This is a genomic window from Cognaticolwellia mytili (genome assembly GCF_002104475.1).
Taxonomy (GTDB): domain Bacteria; phylum Pseudomonadota; class Gammaproteobacteria; order Enterobacterales; family Alteromonadaceae; genus Cognaticolwellia; species Cognaticolwellia mytili.
The window spans coordinates 676,078-693,779 of the sequence record NZ_NBOF01000003.1 but is presented as its reverse complement, the minus strand read 5'-3'; the positions used below and the strand labels follow the sequence as shown (position 1 = coordinate 693,779).

The window sequence follows — 17,702 nt, the reverse complement described above, 5'->3', positions numbered from 1 at the left end:
ATGTCAACAGATGAAGACTTGTTTTCTGGTTTCTCAGAAGAAATGAAAAAAATGTTATCAAGAGTTAACACCTTATCACCGAGCGCGTTATCAACTGATAGCGCCATTGCACGTGAATTTGGTGTTAATCGTGGTAATCCAGCCCAATGGAGAAAAAGAGGAACAACGCCTTTTGATATTTTTATTAATTACGCAAAAAAAAATGAGATAAACATTCATTGGCTATTAACAGGTGAAGGTGAACCTAGCTTGTCTCATTTGTCGACACACGATAAAGAGCAACGTCACGATATTGCTCTTTCCGTGTATGCATGTGATATTGAGGCCGAGAAGCGAGTACAAGAACGAAATGTACCTATAACGAAGCAGATAAAAGAGGCATCTGCCTATATACATGATAATTTGGTGCTCGACGCTGCGCCTGAAGATTACGAATTAGTGAAAGCAATGCTTTTTAAATTAGCATTACAAAAAAATTGTGAAAGCAGTGAGCTTAAAGGCTTTATCGATTATTTAAATCGCCATGGCCAACAAGATAACGCTAATGAATTTGCTATGATCCCCGGTTACAACGTACAAGTAAGTGCGGGGCATGGTGCTATCAATAGTGATGAACAACCTACACGTTACCTAGCTTTTAGGCATAAATGGTTAAAATACCGAGGCTTTAACGAAAAAGATTTAGTGGTAGTGTTCGCCAAAGGTGACTCAATGGAACCGACTATATCGAACAACAATTCATTATTGATTATGACTAAAATTGACAATATTCAAGATGGTAGCATTTATGTAATCAGACAAGATGACACTTTATTAGTTAAGCGCGTTCAGCGCTTACTTGATGGTAACTTAAAGCTTATCAGCGATAATATGGCATATGAGCCAATGGTCTTATCTAAAGACAGCTTTGAATCATTAGATGTTGTTGGTCAAGTAGTTTGGATTGCCAAAGATATAGGCTAAATAGTTCATGATAAGGACATGGTAAATGGATAAGGAAATACTACAAAGAACCCGTATAGACGGCACTGATTTTTATAAAGATCAGCATGGTCAGTTATGGAAGAAAGTAGCCGGAGTTTATAAAAAAACAGATGAAGAACCTTATGCTAAAGTAGCGCCTGTTAATATAAAGCCAGTAATGAAAAATAAAACAAAGACATGTAAGAAATGCGATCAGCTAGTACAAGTAAATATTGATAAATGCCCGCATTGTGGCGTAAGTAATCCAGCAGACTCCATAAAGATTCAGCTGTTTAGCACCGTGTTTGTGCTTGTTGTGCTTGCCTCTATATTCTTTGGTTTTAAATCTTGTTCTGATAATTACGCAGAAAAGGAAAAAACAAGAGAACCAACCCCCAGTTATGCTTTTGTTCATTGTATGGGGTTTGTTGAAAGTCAATTAAAGTCCCCATCAAGTGCTGACTTCTCTTCCTACGGAAATTCTAACGTTACCCAACTAAAACAAACACGTCGTGGCGGCAAGAATGAAATTCAATATCTAGTGACTGGATATGTTGATGCACAAAATAGCTTTGGCGCACAAATACGCAATAACTATTCATGTAAAGTTACAGGGATAACAGGTGGTAGATGGATATTAGACAAAATTTCGATGTTGTAATGAAAACTAGATACAAATAAATAAAAAACTAAATTTAAAGGAGTCGCTATAATGACTAAAAAGCAAGATGACAAAGTAATTTTCCGTGATTCAGGCGAAAGCTTGGTCGAAAATAGAAAGCACAATAAAAGTGAGAGTGGCCGTTTCCACTTTGGTAATGAATCAAGAAGCGACACTATTACAACGCATTTTGCTACACCACCAAATCCTGATAAAGTTTCAGGGGATAAAACCAAAAAATAGGAAGTGCTATGACGTCAAGTGAACAAGTGTTTCAGTGTCAATTCCATCTTGGAATAGGTTCTTATTATCATATGTTACGCCAAAGCTATTTTAACGCTTGGCACCGCTTTGTCAGTGCATTCTCTCTTATATTCTCGACATCAGCGGTAGCTATAATAAGTTCAAAGTTAGAAATAGGTATTTTTTGCGCAGCTATTGTTGCTGTGCTACAAGCTGTAGATTTAATTATTGACACTCGCGGGCAAGGCTCTCTTCATAATGATTTACGTAACAAGTATCTTATGTTGGAACATGAGCTTTTAAATTATGGCTCGGCTCTTACAGAGCTCCAATTTAATGATCTGCAAATGAAAATTAAATCTATTGAATTGCAAGAACCACCTGTTCGTAAATTGTTATTAGAAGTTTGTCATGATGATATTGCTCGACGCTTAAAAGTTGATAAAGCGTATTTTCATAATGTTCATTGGTTTAAGGCTAATACAGCCAATATGTTTAATTGGCCGTCTGCGATAAAGGATTAAATAAATGCAAGATCATGAAGTTCAATTTGCACATAGAAATTACTCAAGTGGGTTAAAGGTCTACAACAAAATCATTGAAAAGTTAAGCGCATATAAACAGCCTAATTATGATCAGTTCGATATGAGTATTTCAACTGCTACAGATATATCATCTACAGCGCACTTTATAACGATGCTTGGTACTCAAATACTAATAGACTTTACTATTTCTCCGTATAGTGATCGAACAGACTTTTATTATGGAAAAATAAACTGCTATTTAGGTAATACGAAAGATTCATTATTACATTCTTTCTACTTTGACCATTATGAGAATATTTTTTCCAATCATCCAGATGAGGATAATTACGAAGATATTACGTTTAGTATTGAAAGGAAAATAATTATTATTTTATCAAAAGCTGTTATTGAGCAGCTGTAGCCCCACCTCCATAATTTACTAATACAGGTTATTACCACGCCTTTGTATATGCTGTCACTCTGGCAGCATGAAAAACTTAAACGAAATAATCTTACTTATTGATGACACGATACCCAGTATCGCGCGTCAAGCCATTGCCCGAATTCTTGTTGAAGAAGGTGGCTATAACGTAGCAAGTAGTGACCGTGGCCTAGAAACAAAATACGGTATTACTAAACGCTGGTATCCCAATGTTGATATTGCCAACTTAACAATCCCCTTAGCGGCAGATATCTATTTTCAAGACTATTGGAACTTCAACCAATGCGGACTACTCCCCGACGAACTGGCACTTACCTTCTTCGATGCCTGTGTGAATCAAGGCGGCGATTTTGCCCGCAAAACCCTGCAGAAGTTATTACGAGTAAAAGTCGACGGCATTATCGGGCCAAAAACCCTTAATGCGGCAGCTGCTGCATGTTCATTAATATTCTTAACTCAATTCACCCGTGAACGTTGCCGAGCCTATAACAACCTTGTGCAAGCTGATATTAGTCAAGTGGTTAACGTTGAAGGCTGGAATGACCGCGCATTAGACATTCTTATTGAATGCCAAATTATTGCAGGCTTTGGGGTAAGTACGCATGAATAGGTCTGATGTTCGCTATCAAGAAGGCCGTAACGCCAGAATTCAAGCTGAAATACTTATGGCAACAGCTAACAAGTCAATTGCCTTTAAGTGTATTTACAAGCGTCCTGAACAACTAAAGCAATATCGTCGTGGTTGGGACAACGTAACAGAAGTTGATATTAAAACGGCCATCCTACGTGCAACACAAAACGCAGCCTCAAATAAAAGGGCTCATCATGTTTAAAATGTCACTCGTTATCATTTTTTTGCTTATTGTGGGTTTAGCGTTTATCGCCCTTGCATGTCAAAGCTACAAGGCTGAGCCAGCCATATTTAGAAGTTATGAGCCCATTGCTTACTTTGGTATCGGTATGGCAATCATATTGCTGGATAACCTTATCGGCATCCTCACCTTAATTATTTGGTTAATCAATTAAAGGAAAAACACATGAAAAATTTCATTGTCATTTTACTGCTAGTCGCCTTGTTTGGTTGTCAGTCAACGTCTTATCAGTTCGGTGATATTTCAACAAAAGTAAATAGCATTGCCAAAAGTTATTGTGAATCAACAGACCCTATTTTACGGGCTGCACTAAAACGAGCATTGGCCCGACAAGGCGTTGTGATCGGTGTTGATTTTTGCATGGCAAGAAACCTTGTTGATGCGCTACTAACGCCAAAACAAACATATCCTGGTACAACAAAAAATAAGGAATAACCTTGGCTGACCAATTTGACCAAGCTGCAAAGTTAGAGCAGCAAGCGCTTGATATAGCGTTGTCTTCACATAAACCAGTTAAAGAACAATCTTTGATTATTGACGGAATACGCATTTGCTTAGATTGTGCAATACCTGTTCCCCAAGTACGTATTGAAGCAGTTGATGCTGTGCGCTGTGTTGACTGCCAAACATTAAATGAGTTTTCTAATAACAGACGGAAGTAGTTATGGAGTTTTTAAAAGATAATTTTCAAATTATTCAGTTTGCTATGTCGGCAATTATTTCTATTGCCATTTTTATTTTGGTCTTAGTTTTTGTTAAACGCAAAGACCACGAAATATTAAAAGCTCAAGTGCAAAAAATTCAAGATACCTACAGCACCGACAAAGCACATATAGCATTAGCAACTCAAGTAACAACCATTGAAACAAAGCTAAAAAGTATTCCCTCAAGTGAAGACAGGCACTCACTTGAAAAAGAAGTTAGCGAGTTAAAAGGCAGTGTTGACGGTATGAAAGACCTACTGAAAAACATTAATAACCACGTAAACATGCTTGTTGAAAACGAAATTAAAGGATAAATCATGGCTCTTCAAAAGATTCAAAACCAGCATCATCGCCTTTCAATTTTGCGGGCATTAGAGGCACTTGGCTACAGAAGCAACGACAGCATGATCCAAGATACGTGCGAAGCGTTTCACAACATAATGAGCCGTGACCAGGTACGTACCAATTTAGGGTGGTTAGCTGAGCAAGGTTTAGTGTCTGTTGAAAACGTGGGCGACATTATGAATGCCACATTGCTTAGTCGTGGCCAAGACGTGGCCCAAGGCAAAAGCTTTGTAGAGGGCGTTAAACGCCCAAGTGCATAGGTGACTTATGGCTAAGAAACAAAAACCTTATAACGCTGCTGAAAAACGACTGGTTTCTGCCTTTGCTCGATTCGTTGTTTACGCTGAAATTGAAAAGCAATGCATAAAACCTGCTTTTGAAAAAGCAAAGCCTAATGAAGCATTTGTTGCTGAAAGTTGGGTGAAAGAAGTTTTTAAAAATGACCCTGAAGCCAAGCGTGCATTAGCTGCTATTCGTCGTGAAGTGCCTAAAATTCGTCAAGACTACCTAAAGCAGATGGAAACCAAGTCATGAGTAACATTAAAAAGCGTGGCAAGGCGTCAAAAATCGATTTGTTGCCCCCTAAATTGAAAGTTGAACTTGATGCCTTATTACGTGATAAAAGCCATACACAGGCCGATATACTCAACGCAATAAATGAACGCATTGAACAAGCGGGCCTTACTAAACAAAAAATTAGTAAATCTGGTTTAAGTCGTTACAGCACTGAAATGGAAACGGTTGGCCAAGAAATAAGGGCCATGCGTGAGTCAACTGAAATGTGGATTGCTCAGTTTGGTAGCAAGCCAACAGGCGAAACAACACAGCTGCTACTTGAAATGTTAAAAACTCAGCATTTTAAGTTGCTGATGAATGCCAATGCTGATCCAGATAATTTACTTGATGCTAAAACCATAAACACCTTAGCCCTGACATTAAAGCGCTTAGAAGATGCGGCTATGTCAAATATGAAAAAAGAAAAACAAATTAGACAAGCCTATGCAGAAGAAGCTGCTGCTGCAGTTACCGAAGAACTTCGTGGTGAAGATGGTATGAGCGAACAGCTTGAAGCCAAGATAACAGGTATTCTCATGGGGAAAGCTTAATGGCTAGCATAGTAATGGACAAGCCTTGGGAAAAAAGCAAACGTGTTGTTGCTCTTAATTCCCCTAAAAAAATAAACCTGTCAGATGAATGTGAAATCTTAGGTGTTGAGTATGAGCCAGCGACTGAAGATAATTTTCCTGACCCATCCAAAGAGGCGGTATTCCTTCCTTATCAACAAAAGTGGTTCTTAGATAATTCAACTTATGCTATTGCCGAAAAAAGCCGTCGTACTGGTTTAACTTGGGCACAAGCAGGTAAAGATGTTATTACCGCGTCAAAGCCTCGTAGGCGTGGCGGTAGAAACGTATTCTATGTTGGCTCTAAACAAGAAATGGCGCTTGAATACATTGCAGCATGTGCTTTGTTCGCAAAAGCATTCAACCAATTAGCTGATGCTGACGTTTACGAACAAACCTGATGGGACAAAGACAAAAAAGAAGAAATTCTTGCCTACATGATCCGCTTCCCTAACACGGGAAAAAAAATTCAAGCCTTAAGCTCTCGCCCTTCAAATTTACGTGGCCTTCAAGGTGATGTAACCATTGATGAAGCTTCTTTTCATGTTGAGCTCGATGAACTATTTAAAGCTGCACAAGCGCTAACCATGTGGGGCGCTAAAGTTCGTATTATTTCAACCCATAATGGTGTTGGTAATTTATTCAACCAATGGATACAAGACGCTAGAGCAGGAAAAAAAGATTATAGCATTCATTCAATATCATTAGACGATGCTATAGAACAAGGTCTCTATAAGCGCATTTGCTATGTGTCTGGTCAAGAATGGTCTAAAGAAAAAGAACAAAAGTGGCGTGATGAACTTTATAAAAATGCACCCACTAAAGAAATGGCCGAAGAGGAATACGGCTGTATTCCTCGCGCAAGTGGTGGGCAATATTTAACACGGCCCGTTCGTGAACGCGCTATGGTGGCGGGTCGCCCCGTTGTTCGTTATACCGCTCCTGATGGTTTTTTATTGTGGACAGAAGACCAACGCAGAAATGAAATAAGAGACTTTTGTGAAAAAGAATTAAAACCATTATTAGACAAGCTTAACCCTGATAGATACCACGCCTTTGGTGAAGATTTTGCCCGTAAAGGTGATTTAACCGTTTTAATGCCCGGTGAGATAACGCCATTAATGGATCTTGATGTGCCTTTTAATATTGAGCTTCGTGATATTCCTTATGAATGTCAGAAAATCATTGTGTACTTCATATTAGATAGGCTACCGCGCTTACGTGGTGCGGCATTTGATGCAACAGGTAACGGTGGTTATTTAGCTGAGGTTGCCATGCTCAAATATGGCGTTCAAATGGTAGATTGCATTCACCTCTCTGAATCATGGTATCGAGAATGGATGCCAAAAGTAAAAGATGCATTTGATGAAGGCACAATAAAACTTCCTAAAGACCAAAACCAATTTGATGACCTTGGCCATATACATGTGATCAACGGTGTACCCAAAATTGACAAAGGCCGTACTACTGAAAAAGATGCTAAAGCTGGCAAAGTCGACAAAAAACGACATGGTGATGCAGCGGTTGCCGTGGCTATGTTGGTTCGTGCGAGCAAAATGGAGGGTGGCGTAATTGAGTTCACGCCGTTACCCGATAAAAACCGAGATGAAGACGATGATGATAATGATTTTCCAAATGACGAAAAAGGAGCTTGGTAATGATTGTTGATCAATACGGCCAGTCAATTAGCTCAGACGATTTAACCACGCCGCAAACTGAAGACGCGAAACTCGCGCATTTGCACAAGTACTATGCAGAGCATCCAAGCAAAGGATTAACACCGGCTAAACTTGCCGTTGTTTTAAAATGTGCTGAGCAAGGTGATGTAATGTCGCAATGTGAACTAGCGGAAGACATGGAAGAGAAAGACGGTCATTTATTCGCTGAATTACAAAAGCGCCGTTTGTGCATGAAAAGCGTACCTTGGAAACTTGTTCCTCCCCGTAACGCTGATAAAGCTGAATTGCGCGATACTGAAATGTTGCAAGAAATGCTTGAAGACATGACGCATTTGGGTGATATGTTTTTCGATATGTCTGACGCTATTTTAAAAGGTTTTTCTAACCAAGAAATTACTTGGCACCAAGAAGAAAAGCTTTGGTTGCCAAAGTGCTTTGATTTTAGAGATCCTAGCTGGTTTCGACTTAACCCTGAAAACCGCAATGAACTACGTTTGCGTGACTCGTCAGAGCATGGCGAGCCTTTGCAACCGTTCGGTTGGGTATCGCACGTTCACCGCACAAAATCGGGCTACTTATCTCGTAATGGTTTAGCACGAGTACTAGCATGGCCATATATTTTTAAAAACTTTAGCGTGCGTGATTTAGCCGAGTTTAACGAAATTTATGGTTTGCCACTGCGTCTAGGTCGATACCCCACAGGGGCAAGCAATAGCGAGAAAAACACCTTGCTGCGTGCGGTCATGTCCATTGGCCATAATGCAGGTGGCATTATTCCCGTAGGCATGGACATGGAATTTCAAGAAGCCGCTAAAGGTAGTGAAAAGCCATTTGCCTACATGATGGAGTTCATGGAAAAAACCATGAGCAAAGCCATTCTTGGCGGCACGTTAACTAGCCAAGCCGACGGTAAAAGCTCAACCAATGCCCTTGGTAATGTCCATAACGAAGTGCGTGAAGAACTACGCGACAGCGATTTGAGCCAAATTGAAGCTACTACAACGCGTGATATTGTCTTGCCAATGTATATGCTTAATTGTGCTAGCTATAAAAAGGCCAGCCGTTCACCGCGCTTAGAGTTTGATACCACAGAGCCTGAAGACTTAAAGTTCCTTTCAGAATCCTTACCTGGTCTTGTTGATTTAGGTCTTAAAATACCGACACGATGGGTGCAAGATAAAGCACAAATACCTGAAGCCAAAGACGGCGAAGATATTTTGGTTGCTGCTTCTTCTTCAGGCACGCCAATGCCAACAGTTAAACCGCCAGTAGTTGAAGCTGATGATAAAACTACTAAAGAAGCCCTTAGCAATAAACAAAGCCAAGGCAATGCCGCGTTAAAATCTATCGCTATTCATAAAATAGCCGCGTTGAAAAAGGTCAATGATAAAGATGCGGCGGAGCTTTTCAGTGAACAGCTTGCCGATAAAATGTCGCCTGTACTGCAGCAGTTTACCGAAGAAGTTGAAAGCCTGGTGCTTAATGCCAAATCGCTTGAAGACTTGCAAACACAACTTAATGAAATGGACTTGTCCATTGATGAAGCCACCACAGTAATGCAGCAAGCTCTAGTTGTTGCAGAGCTTAGTGGTATGGCTGATGTAGAGAACGGAGACTAAACGTGCTGAATAAATACCTTAAACGTTATCATCGTTGGTGCGAGCATATGACGAGCAAGCGAGTAAAAAATGCCTGAAGCCCGTTATGGCTCACTGCCGTTTCAAGAGTCTATTGATTTTTTCAAAAACAAATTAAACATACCAACCGAACGTTGGAATGATGTTTGGCGTGATGGCCACAATAGCGGTTTTATGGTGGCCGGAGCCCTTAAAGATGATTTGCTTAATGATTTTAGGCAAGCGGTTGACCGTGCCATTGCTGAGGGCAAATCAATAAGTTGGTTTCAAAAAGAATTTAAAAACATTACCGCTAAGCACGGTTGGAGCCATACAGGTGATGCTAATTGGCGCAGCAATATTATTTACAACACAAATATGCGCCAAGCCTACAACGCAGGACGTTTCGAGCAATTACAAAATTTTCCTTTTTGGGAATATCAACACGGCGATAGCCGCCAACCAAGAGCGTTGCATTTATCCTGGCATACATTGGTTTTACCCAAAGACGATCCATGGTGGCAAACACATTTCCCAAGCAATGGTTGGGGTTGTAAGTGTCGTGTTCGCGGCCGCTCTGCACGTTACTTAAAACGCAAAGGCATCACGGTTGATAAAGCGCCCAATAATGGCATTTGGGAATGGACAGATAAAGCCACGGGTGAAGTACATAAAATACCAAAAGGAATTGATCCAAGTTTTGATTATGCACCAAGAAAATCAACGGTTGTGAAACAACAAAAACAATTGGCTAAGAAGAAAGCCCCCGTTCATGTGCCGCCAGAACGCATCGCACCAACGGCTTTTAGCACAGTGCGCGGTGCTGATATTCACGGCTTAAACTCAGTGCTAGCTGAATTAAAAAACACGGCCGCTGCGCCTGAAGTTGAGAAGCTGCGTTTGTTCCTGGATAAACACCAGACAAAAACATTATTTCTTCAACAAAAAGAAATGAACCCAAGGGCCGTGGCTGCCACTAAAGTAAAAGATGATATTGAACATTATTTGGGTAAACACGCTAGGTTGCATACACTGCAGTTATACACCGATAACCAATATCGTATTGCTGATGGTTACACCAGCCGTTCGTTTAACCATGTGGTAATGAAAGCCCAAGGCGTGTTTTCAAAAGCGGTTAGCAATGAAATTAAACAAGCTATTAGCGCAGCAATTACATTGAACAAAGCGGGAAAAAGTGCCTATACTTTTTCTGAGGTGTTAAAAACCTTTGGTGATGGCGGTGCCAATAGCTCAATGGTTAGCGACTGGATACATGAAATAGGACATCAAATACATTACAAGGCGGGTATGCCATATCGGCCTCGTATAAAAATGGGTGAAAACAACACCATTACCCGCTATGCCAAAGAGAATAACTTTGAATGGCATGCAGAAATGTTTGTTGCTTGGTTGCTTGACAGAAAAGCCCTAGCAGCATGGAATGATGATATAGCACAATATATGGATAACTTAGTGAATAAGGCAATAAACAATGACTGATATGTTATCGCGCATCGATGATGCTATTGGCGACAGTAATTTCTCCTATGATTTTTCAACACCCATTGTTGATGAAGCGCTTAAACTGGTTTCAAATACGGAAACGCCATTGCAAAAACGTTTACCTCAAATTTACCAGCTACTTGATGATGCAACCGCAGCTGGTGGCGCAGAACGTGAACGCAGTAAATACATTATTGAAGCACTTTATGCGTCAGCTGATGAAGATGAATTGATTGCCATTAAAACCTATGAGTCGAGCTTATAATATGTCGGGTAGCTTTATTAAGGTTGACGTTAAAGGCATATCGCATATTAGCAAAGCGATTAGTAGAGCCATAAAAAAAGGTCAAGACTTAACCCCCGCATTGCAAGACATTGGTGAGTACTTAGTTGAATCAACGCAGCGGCGTTTTATTGATATGCAAGCCCCCGACGGTACACCATGGGCACCACTGCATAATGAAACCCTCGCCAAGAAAAAACGCCCCGACAGAATTTTAACCGAAGAAGGCAACCTTGCTGATTTAATTAATTATCAACTCAATGGTGATGATTTAGCGATAGGCACACCACTTGAATACGGGGCAACGCATCAATTTGGCCGACTTGAAGCTGGTATTGAAGCCAGACCGTTTTTAGGCATAGCACCATTTGAGCGTGCTGAAATACGTGAGATTTTACGCGACCATTTAATTATTGAATAAGGCGAAAGCTATGCTTCAGGCAGCTTACAAAAAAGGTTACAAGTACCAACTGGTTGAAACATACCAGGAACACATTCCCCTGCAGCCGTTAGAAGATATTAAAACCAAGTACATCACGCTAACCAAAGATGGTTTATTAACAATACGTGACGGTTATGCCTGGGACGGGCCAAGCGGCCCAACAATTGACACCGATAACTTTATGCGTGGGTCATTAGTACATGACGCGCTTTATCAGCTTATGCGCATGAACTTGCTTGACCGTGAGGTTTACCGTATTCAGGCTGACAAGCTATTGCGCTTACATTGCAAGCAAGATGGCATGACAAATATTCGCGCTCAATATGTTTGCCGTGGTTTACGCATTGGCGGTGAGCCAGCAAGCAGAGCAGAAAATAAGAAAAAGGTTTACCGTTCACCAAACAGTAAAAGTATAGCGAAATAGGTTTTATTGCCATGTCGCGCTAAAACGCATTTTAAGCTGTTTTAGATGCTAATTTGCATAATGTGTCGTTGCAAGATGAAAAGTACTTTAAAATAACTTGTGACACGTTCATGAATTACATTAAATGTTAGGTTTAGGCGTAATTCGATTTATAGTTTAAATTCTCCGTGCAATTACTAATACAGGTTATTATTTAACTGCACCCGGTGCTGTCATTCTGGCAGCATGAAAACTTTCCAAAAAAACAAAGTCGCTATAGCGGCACTGACAAAAAAAGTTGATACCGCCACGGCCGTATTAACTTTTTCAGTTGGCTCACTTTCTGTTGATAACAGCCAGCGTGTGCAATTACTGCCTGATGGCGAATTTTCCGCGCAAGATGGTCGCCCCTTTGATGTTGAAGGTGGAAAATGGTTAATGGATGCCCAAGCCTTCGCCAGTTTAAAAGCCGCTGCAACACAGCGCACGAACGATTACCTTTTCGATTATGAACATCAAACCCTTAACAGCGAAGAAAATGGCGAGCCTGCACCCGCTGCAGGTTGGTTCAGAGATTTAGAATACATTCCAGGCGAAGGACTATTTACCAATAATGTGAAATGGACAGGTAAAGCCCAAGGCCATATTGACGATGACGAATATCGTTTTACCTCTTCTGTTTTTTCCTATGACACAAAAACAGGTCGCCCCATTGCGTTAATGCATGCGGCATTAACCAATGACCCAGCACTTGATGGCATGAAAGCCATTGCTGCGCTTAAAGCACAATCGAACACTAACCCTAAAACAACCCCAACGGGAGAAAACCCCATGAATGAAGCAATGAAACTTTTGCTTGGATTGCTTGGCGTGCCAACAGAGGGTGTCGACTTCACTAACGAAGCCGCACTTAAGGCTGTTCAAGATAAAGCTGATGTCGCTATTGCGGCACTGAAAACCAAAGCGGATAAAGCCGGATTATTGCAAACTGAGTTAGACACAGAGCGCAATAATGTAGTGGCTTTAAAAGCATCTGGCGGCACAGTTGACCCTGCTAAATTTGTGCCTATTACGGCGTATAACGAAATGGCTGCACAAGTCGTTGCTCTTAAAAATGGCTCTGATGAAACGTCAATTGAGCAATTGCTGAACGATAATGCAGCCAAAGTATTTGGCGTAGCTGACCGCGCTTACTTAGAAAGCTTAGGTAAAACCAGTGGTGTTGCTGCATTAAAGGCGGCGCTTGAGCCTCGTGTTGCCATTGCTGCATTAACTAATCAGCAAACCAAAGACAAGGCAACCCCAACCAACCCCAATGCTGATGAACTAAGCACCGAGCAAATTGCCATTTGTAAAAACATGGGCATTACTACTGCTGCATTCAAAGAGCAACTTGCTAAGCAAGGAGAACAATAATGCCTGCACTTACGAAGAACAGAGCCACGCCTTGGCGTAAAGGCGAAGACGTAAACGACCCTGTTGCGGCAGGTGAAAAAATCTTTCAAGGCAGCATTGTCATGCTCGATGCGGCTAAAAATGCCGTGAAAGGTAAAGCAGCCACTAACTTAATTGCGCGTGGTGTTGCCAGTGCTGAAGTCAACAACGTTGGCGGCGCAGCGGGTGCAGCGTCTATTGCATCGCGTAAAGGTGTTCACCGCTTTATGAATGACGGCTCTATTGCCCGTATTGATGTTGGTAATTCAGCGTATGTCGTTGACGACCAAACGGTTGCAAAAGCAAGTGGTGGCACACGCTCCGCTTTAGGTTCAATTATCGACGTAGACGCGCAAGGCGTTTGGGTTGAGATAGCGTAAGGACAATATCATGATTGTAGATTCAGCAAACTTGGCGAGCTTATTTGTTTCGCTACAAGCCTCTTTTAACGTGGGTTTAACGATAAAAGAAACGTTTTGGCAGCACATTGCCACCGAAATGCCATCAACCACCAGTGAAAACATTTACCACGAATTGGGCGAGTTCCCAGATTTGCGCGAATGGTTAGGTGATCGTCATGTTAAACGCTTAAGCGCTAAAGGCTACCGCGTAGTAAACAAAAAGTTTGAAGCAACCATAGGTATTGCTAAAGACAAACTTGAAGATGACCAATATCAAATTTTTGGTAAGCGCTTTGAAATGATGGGCAATAGCGTCGCGGTTCACCCTGACCAGCTAGTTTATGGCTTATTGCCACAAGGTTTTGCGAGCGAAGGGTTTGATGGTCAAAACTTCTTTGATACTGACCATCCCGTCGGTAATGAAGAAAACGAAATTAAGTCAGTGTCAAACATGCAAGACGGTGCGGGTAATCCTTGGTTTTTAATTGACGATTCTCGCCCAATTAAGCCAATGATTTTTCAAAAGCGTAAAGATTACAGCTTGAAGTCGATGACCAAAGACGATGATGAAAATGTCTTTATGCGTGACGAATTCTTGTATGGCGTTGATGCGCGTGTCAATTCAGCTTTTGCCATTTGGCAGTTGGCTTACGCCTCAAAAGCGGCATTAACACACGATAATTTAGATGCAGGTATTGCGTCTATGGGGGCATTGAAATCAGATGCAGGCCGACCACTTGGCGTAATGCCTAAAAAGCTTATTTGCGGCACTTCAAACCGTGCAGCCGCTAAAAAGGTTATTGACAATATGCGCTTGGCCAATGGTGAAGACAACCATAACTACAAAGCATTAGAAGTGGTGGTTGTGCCTTGGCTCGATTAAGGCGTTAGTTTTTCTCTAGGACTTGGTGAATGGTGATTCGCTAGAGCAAGGACGCTCAACCCTATTTTTTAATTTTACTTTACTAAGGACTTAATCATGAGTTCAGAACATAAAAAAACACTCATCGCCTGTTTAGTGATTAGCGCTATGCACAACGGTTATCGTCGTGCTGGTTTTTGCTTAAACCAAGGTGAGAATTATTTACCTGAAGTTGATGAAGACCAATTTTCAATGCTCGATGGCGATAAAAATTTAACGGTAAATGTTGTTGAAGAAGACATTGATATCAGCACTCAAGATAAAAGCACAAGCATTGTGCCTGAAGGTGAAAAAGTTGAAATGAACTTTGCCTGGGCGGGTGAAGAACTCGCGCCATTTATTACCGCCATTCATAAATTGCATTGTGAAACGCCGTTAACGAAAAAACCGAATGTTGATGAACTGGTTGTTGATGTGTTGACCCAACCTGAAGGTGAAGATGGTGAAAGTTCTGCAGAAGTGCTGCCAGTTAAAACTAAGCCAACAGGTGCCCAACGTGATGCAGCGTGGCAGTACTATTTAGACAACGTCATTAATCACACACCAGGCTAAGTTGAGTTAATCATATGTACTGTCACAAGCAAGCGTTAATAAACCAATTCGGCCAACAAGACTTAATTGATTTAACTGATCGCAATTCAATGGGCCAGATAAACGATGAAGTACTTGAGCGTGCCATAAAAGACGCTAGTGCTGAAATGGACGGTTATATCGGTAGCCGATATCAACTGCCTTTATCACACGTGCCTGAAATCTTATTATCGATTGCTTGTGACATTACTATTTACAGACTGTACGTCAACAGCCCTAGCGATTCAGTGGTAACCCGTTATAACAATCAAATTAAGTTTTTAAAAAGCGTGGCCAAAGGTGAAGTGACGTTAGGTATTAGCACTGAAGGCACACAAGCCACCAGTACTGATTTTGCTGAAGTACAAAGTGCAGGCAGCGTATTTTCACGCAATAACTCAAGTAGCTTTATCTGATGTATAAAAATATTCGCCAACGCACTCAAGACTTACGCTTTGATGATGGCCAATTGAAGTTTGATTGGGTGAAATCAGTATTAAGTGTCACTGATGTACAGAAAAAAGATATACCAGGGCGTTATGTGGCGTATGTAGTGCCAGTAAGAACAGACCCAAAAAACTTACTTAACGATGAATGCGGCAGCATTGAAGAAATTACCACGACCTTTGGCATTTTAATTGGCATTAAAAGTATTAACGATAGAGACGGGGAAAAAGGCAATGAAATTTTGCAAGATTTACTGGCATGTTTGCAAACAAGTTTTATTGGCTTTTCACCTGATAGAGGTTACCGCGCTTGTACGTTAGGTACTGGCCAGTTAATTAGCTTAGCGTCTAACGGTATTTGGTGGATGCAGCATTTTAAAACAACCCACACTTTGGAATCAACCTATGAGCAATATTGATAAAAAGTCAGCAACCAAAGCGGTTGCTAAAGATGAAAAACCAGCGCTTTCAAAGCCTGAGCAAGCGGCTGTTGATGCTGCGAATACTCAAACTAAAAACGATGGTAGCCACATTGAAGCTGAGCGCAAAAAGCGTTTAGCTGAAATTCAGGAGAATAAATAATGAGTCAATCTATATTAACGGGTGAATACTTATTTCTTGCTATTTTAGAAAGCTCTTATGCAGGTGGCCCAGACCCAACAGCCGCAGCCAATGCCATGCGCGTAAAAGCCAACTTAACCCTATCTGAAGTGGAAACTGAAGATATGGATTATGACGCAGGTGTCATTGGTGAAAAAGGCTCAGTTGAAATTCGCCGTATGGTGACGGGTGACTTAGCAGGTTATTACGCTGGCTCAGGTACTAAAAATGTGCCATCTGCTATTACCCCATTGTTGAAAGCTGCAGGCTTGACCGTAACACCTGCAGCAGACCATGTCGCTATTGCCCTTGGTGATATTACTGCAGCGGGCTCAATAAAGGGCATGTTTTATCGTGGTACTGCATCGCAGATTCAGCCTGGGGCGCGCATGGGCTGTGAAATTGAATTTAGCGTTGATAGCTTGCCACGGGTTCGTTGCCCTAACTACAAAGCCCTATACAACAAGCAAACTAATGGCGCTAAACCTGTAGGTATTGATTTGTCGGCATTTAAAAACCCGCGACCAACGGACCCCGCCCGATTTATTACTAAGAATATTTTTGGTTATAACGCGTCTATCTCAAAAGTCGTGATTAAAATTGAAAACGAAGTGGCTTATCTGCCTGAATCTGGCTCTGTTGAAATTGTTGATCGCAAAGTCATGCTCGAAATCGAATTTAAAGAGCCAACGCCAGACGTTAAAGACTTTTACGACCTGATGTTTACTTATGGCGCGATTGATTTGCAAATAGGTCAAGACGTGGTTGATGAAGGTCATATTTTTGAAGCCAATGCCGCCAATGCACAATTAACAGGCGTTTCGCAAACCGAACGTAACAAAGTTGCTTACCTTAACTGTACGTTTAAGTGTGTGCCAACAGCCGCCAATAACGACATTACCATGAAGCAACGCTAACGACTTTTTAACCCAGTTAAAGACACGTTAGCGTGTCTTTAACTTAATTGTGATCACCAACAACTAACTACTAAAGAGAATATTATGCAATTTCAAATTTCAGCACTTAAAGAAGGTCGTTTTAAGAAGCCAGTAATTATTGAAGTGCCAAGCGAAAAGTTAAACGCTGCAGGCCAAACCATTTATAACAAAGCACACTTTGTTGCCGAGTTTATCAATGTGTCAAAAGAAGAACGTGAAGCGCATCAAAAAGCCACTGATGAGCTACAAGAAAAACTCAGTGCGTTAGGTGAAAGTGGCACGTATGAACAGCACAAAGAAATACAAGACCAGCAACAAGCACTTATCCGCGGCTTTATCAAAAAGTATTTTGTCAGCTTTGAAAAACACCCGAAGCACCCGTTTCCGTTTTTAGAAGGTGAAGCTGAAATTAAACCAAGCAGCGATACCATTGATGCACTGCTCGATATTCGTTTAATTCGCGAAAACGTCTCAGATGCCTATAACGATGAAATTAATAAAAACCAAGACGCGAAATTAAACAAACTGGTGGGAAACTTACAAAAGTAGCCGAGCAATGGGCGAGCAAGTCAGCTGGGCAAAGCGCA

Annotated in this window: 30 protein-coding genes; all 30 read left to right on the top strand. The window is 41.2% G+C overall.

Annotation, left to right across the window (positions count from 1 at the left end; genetic code table 11):
• The 30 genes from B7C41_RS12710 to B7C41_RS12575 all read left to right on the top strand — a co-directional run bounded on the left by B7C41_RS12710 (position 1) and on the right by B7C41_RS12575 (position 17,664).
• On the top strand, positions 1–963 hold the full coding sequence (locus B7C41_RS12710) for a LexA family transcriptional regulator (RefSeq protein ID WP_085299277.1): 963 nt from the start codon (positions 1–3) through the stop codon (positions 961–963).
• Positions 964–988: 25 nt separating this feature from the next.
• On the top strand, positions 989–1,624 hold the full coding sequence (locus tag B7C41_RS12705; protein ID WP_085299276.1) for a hypothetical protein: 636 nt from the start codon (positions 989–991) through the stop codon (positions 1,622–1,624).
• A 51-nt stretch (positions 1,625–1,675) separates the two neighbouring features.
• Positions 1,676–1,867 carry a hypothetical protein gene (locus B7C41_RS12700; protein WP_085299275.1) on the top strand — a complete coding sequence of 64 codons (192 nt, stop codon included), beginning with the start codon at positions 1,676–1,678 and terminating at the stop codon, positions 1,865–1,867.
• Between the two features lie 8 nt (positions 1,868–1,875).
• On the top strand, positions 1,876–2,391 hold the full coding sequence (locus B7C41_RS12695) for a hypothetical protein (RefSeq protein ID WP_085299274.1): 516 nt from the start codon (positions 1,876–1,878) through the stop codon (positions 2,389–2,391).
• 4 nt (positions 2,392–2,395) lie between these two features.
• Positions 2,396–2,812 (top strand): hypothetical protein, encoded by a 417-nt coding sequence (locus B7C41_RS12690; RefSeq protein ID WP_085299273.1) that lies wholly within the window; start codon positions 2,396–2,398, stop codon positions 2,810–2,812.
• A gap of 67 nt (positions 2,813–2,879) precedes the next feature.
• Complete coding sequence (locus B7C41_RS12685) at positions 2,880–3,443, top strand: glycoside hydrolase family 108 protein (RefSeq protein WP_085299272.1); 564 nt, start codon at positions 2,880–2,882, stop codon at positions 3,441–3,443.
• Positions 3,436–3,666 carry a hypothetical protein gene (locus B7C41_RS12680; RefSeq protein WP_085299271.1) on the top strand — a complete coding sequence of 77 codons (231 nt, stop codon included), beginning with the start codon at positions 3,436–3,438 and terminating at the stop codon, positions 3,664–3,666. Before B7C41_RS12685 ends, B7C41_RS12680 begins: the two co-directional genes overlap by 8 nt.
• A complete protein-coding gene (locus B7C41_RS12675) occupies positions 3,659–3,859 on the top strand; it encodes a hypothetical protein (protein WP_085299270.1) in 201 nt (66 codons plus the stop codon). The genes B7C41_RS12680 and B7C41_RS12675 overlap by 8 nt, the downstream gene beginning before the upstream one ends.
• An 11-nt stretch (positions 3,860–3,870) precedes the next feature.
• Positions 3,871–4,140: a hypothetical protein gene (locus B7C41_RS12670; protein WP_085299269.1), complete on the top strand. Its 270-nt coding sequence runs from the start codon at positions 3,871–3,873 to the stop codon at positions 4,138–4,140.
• 2 nt (positions 4,141–4,142) lie between these two features.
• A complete protein-coding gene (locus B7C41_RS12665) occupies positions 4,143–4,367 on the top strand; it encodes a TraR/DksA C4-type zinc finger protein (protein WP_085299268.1) in 225 nt (74 codons plus the stop codon).
• A 2-nt stretch (positions 4,368–4,369) separates the two neighbouring features.
• Positions 4,370–4,723, top strand: a complete 354-nt coding sequence (locus B7C41_RS12660) for a DUF2730 family protein (RefSeq protein WP_085299267.1) — start codon at positions 4,370–4,372, stop codon at positions 4,721–4,723.
• A gap of 3 nt (positions 4,724–4,726) precedes the next feature.
• On the top strand, positions 4,727–5,014 hold the full coding sequence (locus B7C41_RS12655; RefSeq protein ID WP_085299266.1) for a VpaChn25_0724 family phage protein: 288 nt from the start codon (positions 4,727–4,729) through the stop codon (positions 5,012–5,014).
• A 7-nt stretch (positions 5,015–5,021) separates the two neighbouring features.
• Complete coding sequence (locus B7C41_RS12650; protein ID WP_085299265.1) at positions 5,022–5,288, top strand: hypothetical protein; 267 nt, start codon at positions 5,022–5,024, stop codon at positions 5,286–5,288.
• Positions 5,285–5,860 (top strand): DUF3486 family protein, encoded by a 576-nt coding sequence (locus tag B7C41_RS12645; RefSeq protein ID WP_085299264.1) that lies wholly within the window; start codon positions 5,285–5,287, stop codon positions 5,858–5,860. Before B7C41_RS12650 ends, B7C41_RS12645 begins: the two co-directional genes overlap by 4 nt.
• Positions 5,860–6,279, top strand: coding sequence for a hypothetical protein (locus B7C41_RS20285; protein WP_211279520.1), 420 nt, complete (start codon positions 5,860–5,862; stop codon positions 6,277–6,279). Before B7C41_RS12645 ends, B7C41_RS20285 begins: the two co-directional genes overlap by 1 nt.
• Positions 6,280–6,315: 36 nt before the next feature.
• Positions 6,316–7,536 carry a hypothetical protein gene (locus B7C41_RS12640; protein WP_211279519.1) on the top strand — a complete coding sequence of 407 codons (1,221 nt, stop codon included), beginning with the start codon at positions 6,316–6,318 and terminating at the stop codon, positions 7,534–7,536.
• A complete protein-coding gene (locus B7C41_RS12635) occupies positions 7,536–9,176 on the top strand; it encodes a DUF935 domain-containing protein (RefSeq protein WP_085299263.1) in 1,641 nt (546 codons plus the stop codon). Before B7C41_RS12640 ends, B7C41_RS12635 begins: the two co-directional genes overlap by 1 nt.
• 69 nt (positions 9,177–9,245) lie before the next feature.
• Entirely contained in the window at positions 9,246–10,673 is a 1,428-nt protein-coding gene (locus tag B7C41_RS12630) for a phage minor head protein (protein ID WP_085299262.1), read from the top strand.
• A complete protein-coding gene (locus B7C41_RS12625; RefSeq protein WP_085299261.1) occupies positions 10,666–10,941 on the top strand; it encodes a hypothetical protein in 276 nt (91 codons plus the stop codon). Before B7C41_RS12630 ends, B7C41_RS12625 begins: the two co-directional genes overlap by 8 nt.
• A gap of 1 nt (position 10,942) precedes the next feature.
• Positions 10,943–11,380, top strand: a complete 438-nt coding sequence (locus tag B7C41_RS12620) for a phage virion morphogenesis protein (RefSeq protein WP_158089131.1) — start codon at positions 10,943–10,945, stop codon at positions 11,378–11,380.
• 10 nt (positions 11,381–11,390) lie between these two features.
• Complete coding sequence (locus tag B7C41_RS12615) at positions 11,391–11,825, top strand: hypothetical protein (RefSeq protein WP_085299259.1); 435 nt, start codon at positions 11,391–11,393, stop codon at positions 11,823–11,825.
• Between the two features lie 225 nt (positions 11,826–12,050).
• The gene (locus B7C41_RS12610; RefSeq protein ID WP_085299258.1) at positions 12,051–13,220 is read left to right on the top strand and encodes a phage protease; all 1,170 of its coding nucleotides are present in this window, start codon (positions 12,051–12,053) and stop codon (positions 13,218–13,220) included.
• Positions 13,220–13,618 carry a hypothetical protein gene (locus tag B7C41_RS12605; protein ID WP_085299257.1) on the top strand — a complete coding sequence of 133 codons (399 nt, stop codon included), beginning with the start codon at positions 13,220–13,222 and terminating at the stop codon, positions 13,616–13,618. Before B7C41_RS12610 ends, B7C41_RS12605 begins: the two co-directional genes overlap by 1 nt.
• A gap of 10 nt (positions 13,619–13,628) precedes the next feature.
• A complete protein-coding gene (locus B7C41_RS12600; protein ID WP_085299256.1) occupies positions 13,629–14,522 on the top strand; it encodes a Mu-like prophage major head subunit gpT family protein in 894 nt (297 codons plus the stop codon).
• A gap of 96 nt (positions 14,523–14,618) precedes the next feature.
• Entirely contained in the window at positions 14,619–15,113 is a 495-nt protein-coding gene (locus tag B7C41_RS12595; protein ID WP_085299255.1) for an HI1506-related protein, read from the top strand.
• 14 nt (positions 15,114–15,127) lie between these two features.
• Positions 15,128–15,547, top strand: coding sequence for a gp436 family protein (locus B7C41_RS12590; RefSeq protein ID WP_085299254.1), 420 nt, complete (start codon positions 15,128–15,130; stop codon positions 15,545–15,547).
• Entirely contained in the window at positions 15,547–15,996 is a 450-nt protein-coding gene (locus tag B7C41_RS12585) for a phage tail terminator protein (protein WP_085299253.1), read from the top strand. Before B7C41_RS12590 ends, B7C41_RS12585 begins: the two co-directional genes overlap by 1 nt.
• On the top strand, positions 15,983–16,159 hold the full coding sequence (locus B7C41_RS20160; RefSeq protein ID WP_158089130.1) for a hypothetical protein: 177 nt from the start codon (positions 15,983–15,985) through the stop codon (positions 16,157–16,159). Before B7C41_RS12585 ends, B7C41_RS20160 begins: the two co-directional genes overlap by 14 nt.
• Positions 16,159–17,094 (top strand): hypothetical protein, encoded by a 936-nt coding sequence (locus tag B7C41_RS12580; protein WP_085299252.1) that lies wholly within the window; start codon positions 16,159–16,161, stop codon positions 17,092–17,094. The genes B7C41_RS20160 and B7C41_RS12580 overlap by 1 nt, the downstream gene beginning before the upstream one ends.
• A gap of 84 nt (positions 17,095–17,178) precedes the next feature.
• Positions 17,179–17,664: a hypothetical protein gene (locus B7C41_RS12575; RefSeq protein WP_085299251.1), complete on the top strand. Its 486-nt coding sequence runs from the start codon at positions 17,179–17,181 to the stop codon at positions 17,662–17,664.
• The last annotated feature ends 38 nt before the right edge of the window (positions 17,665–17,702 follow it).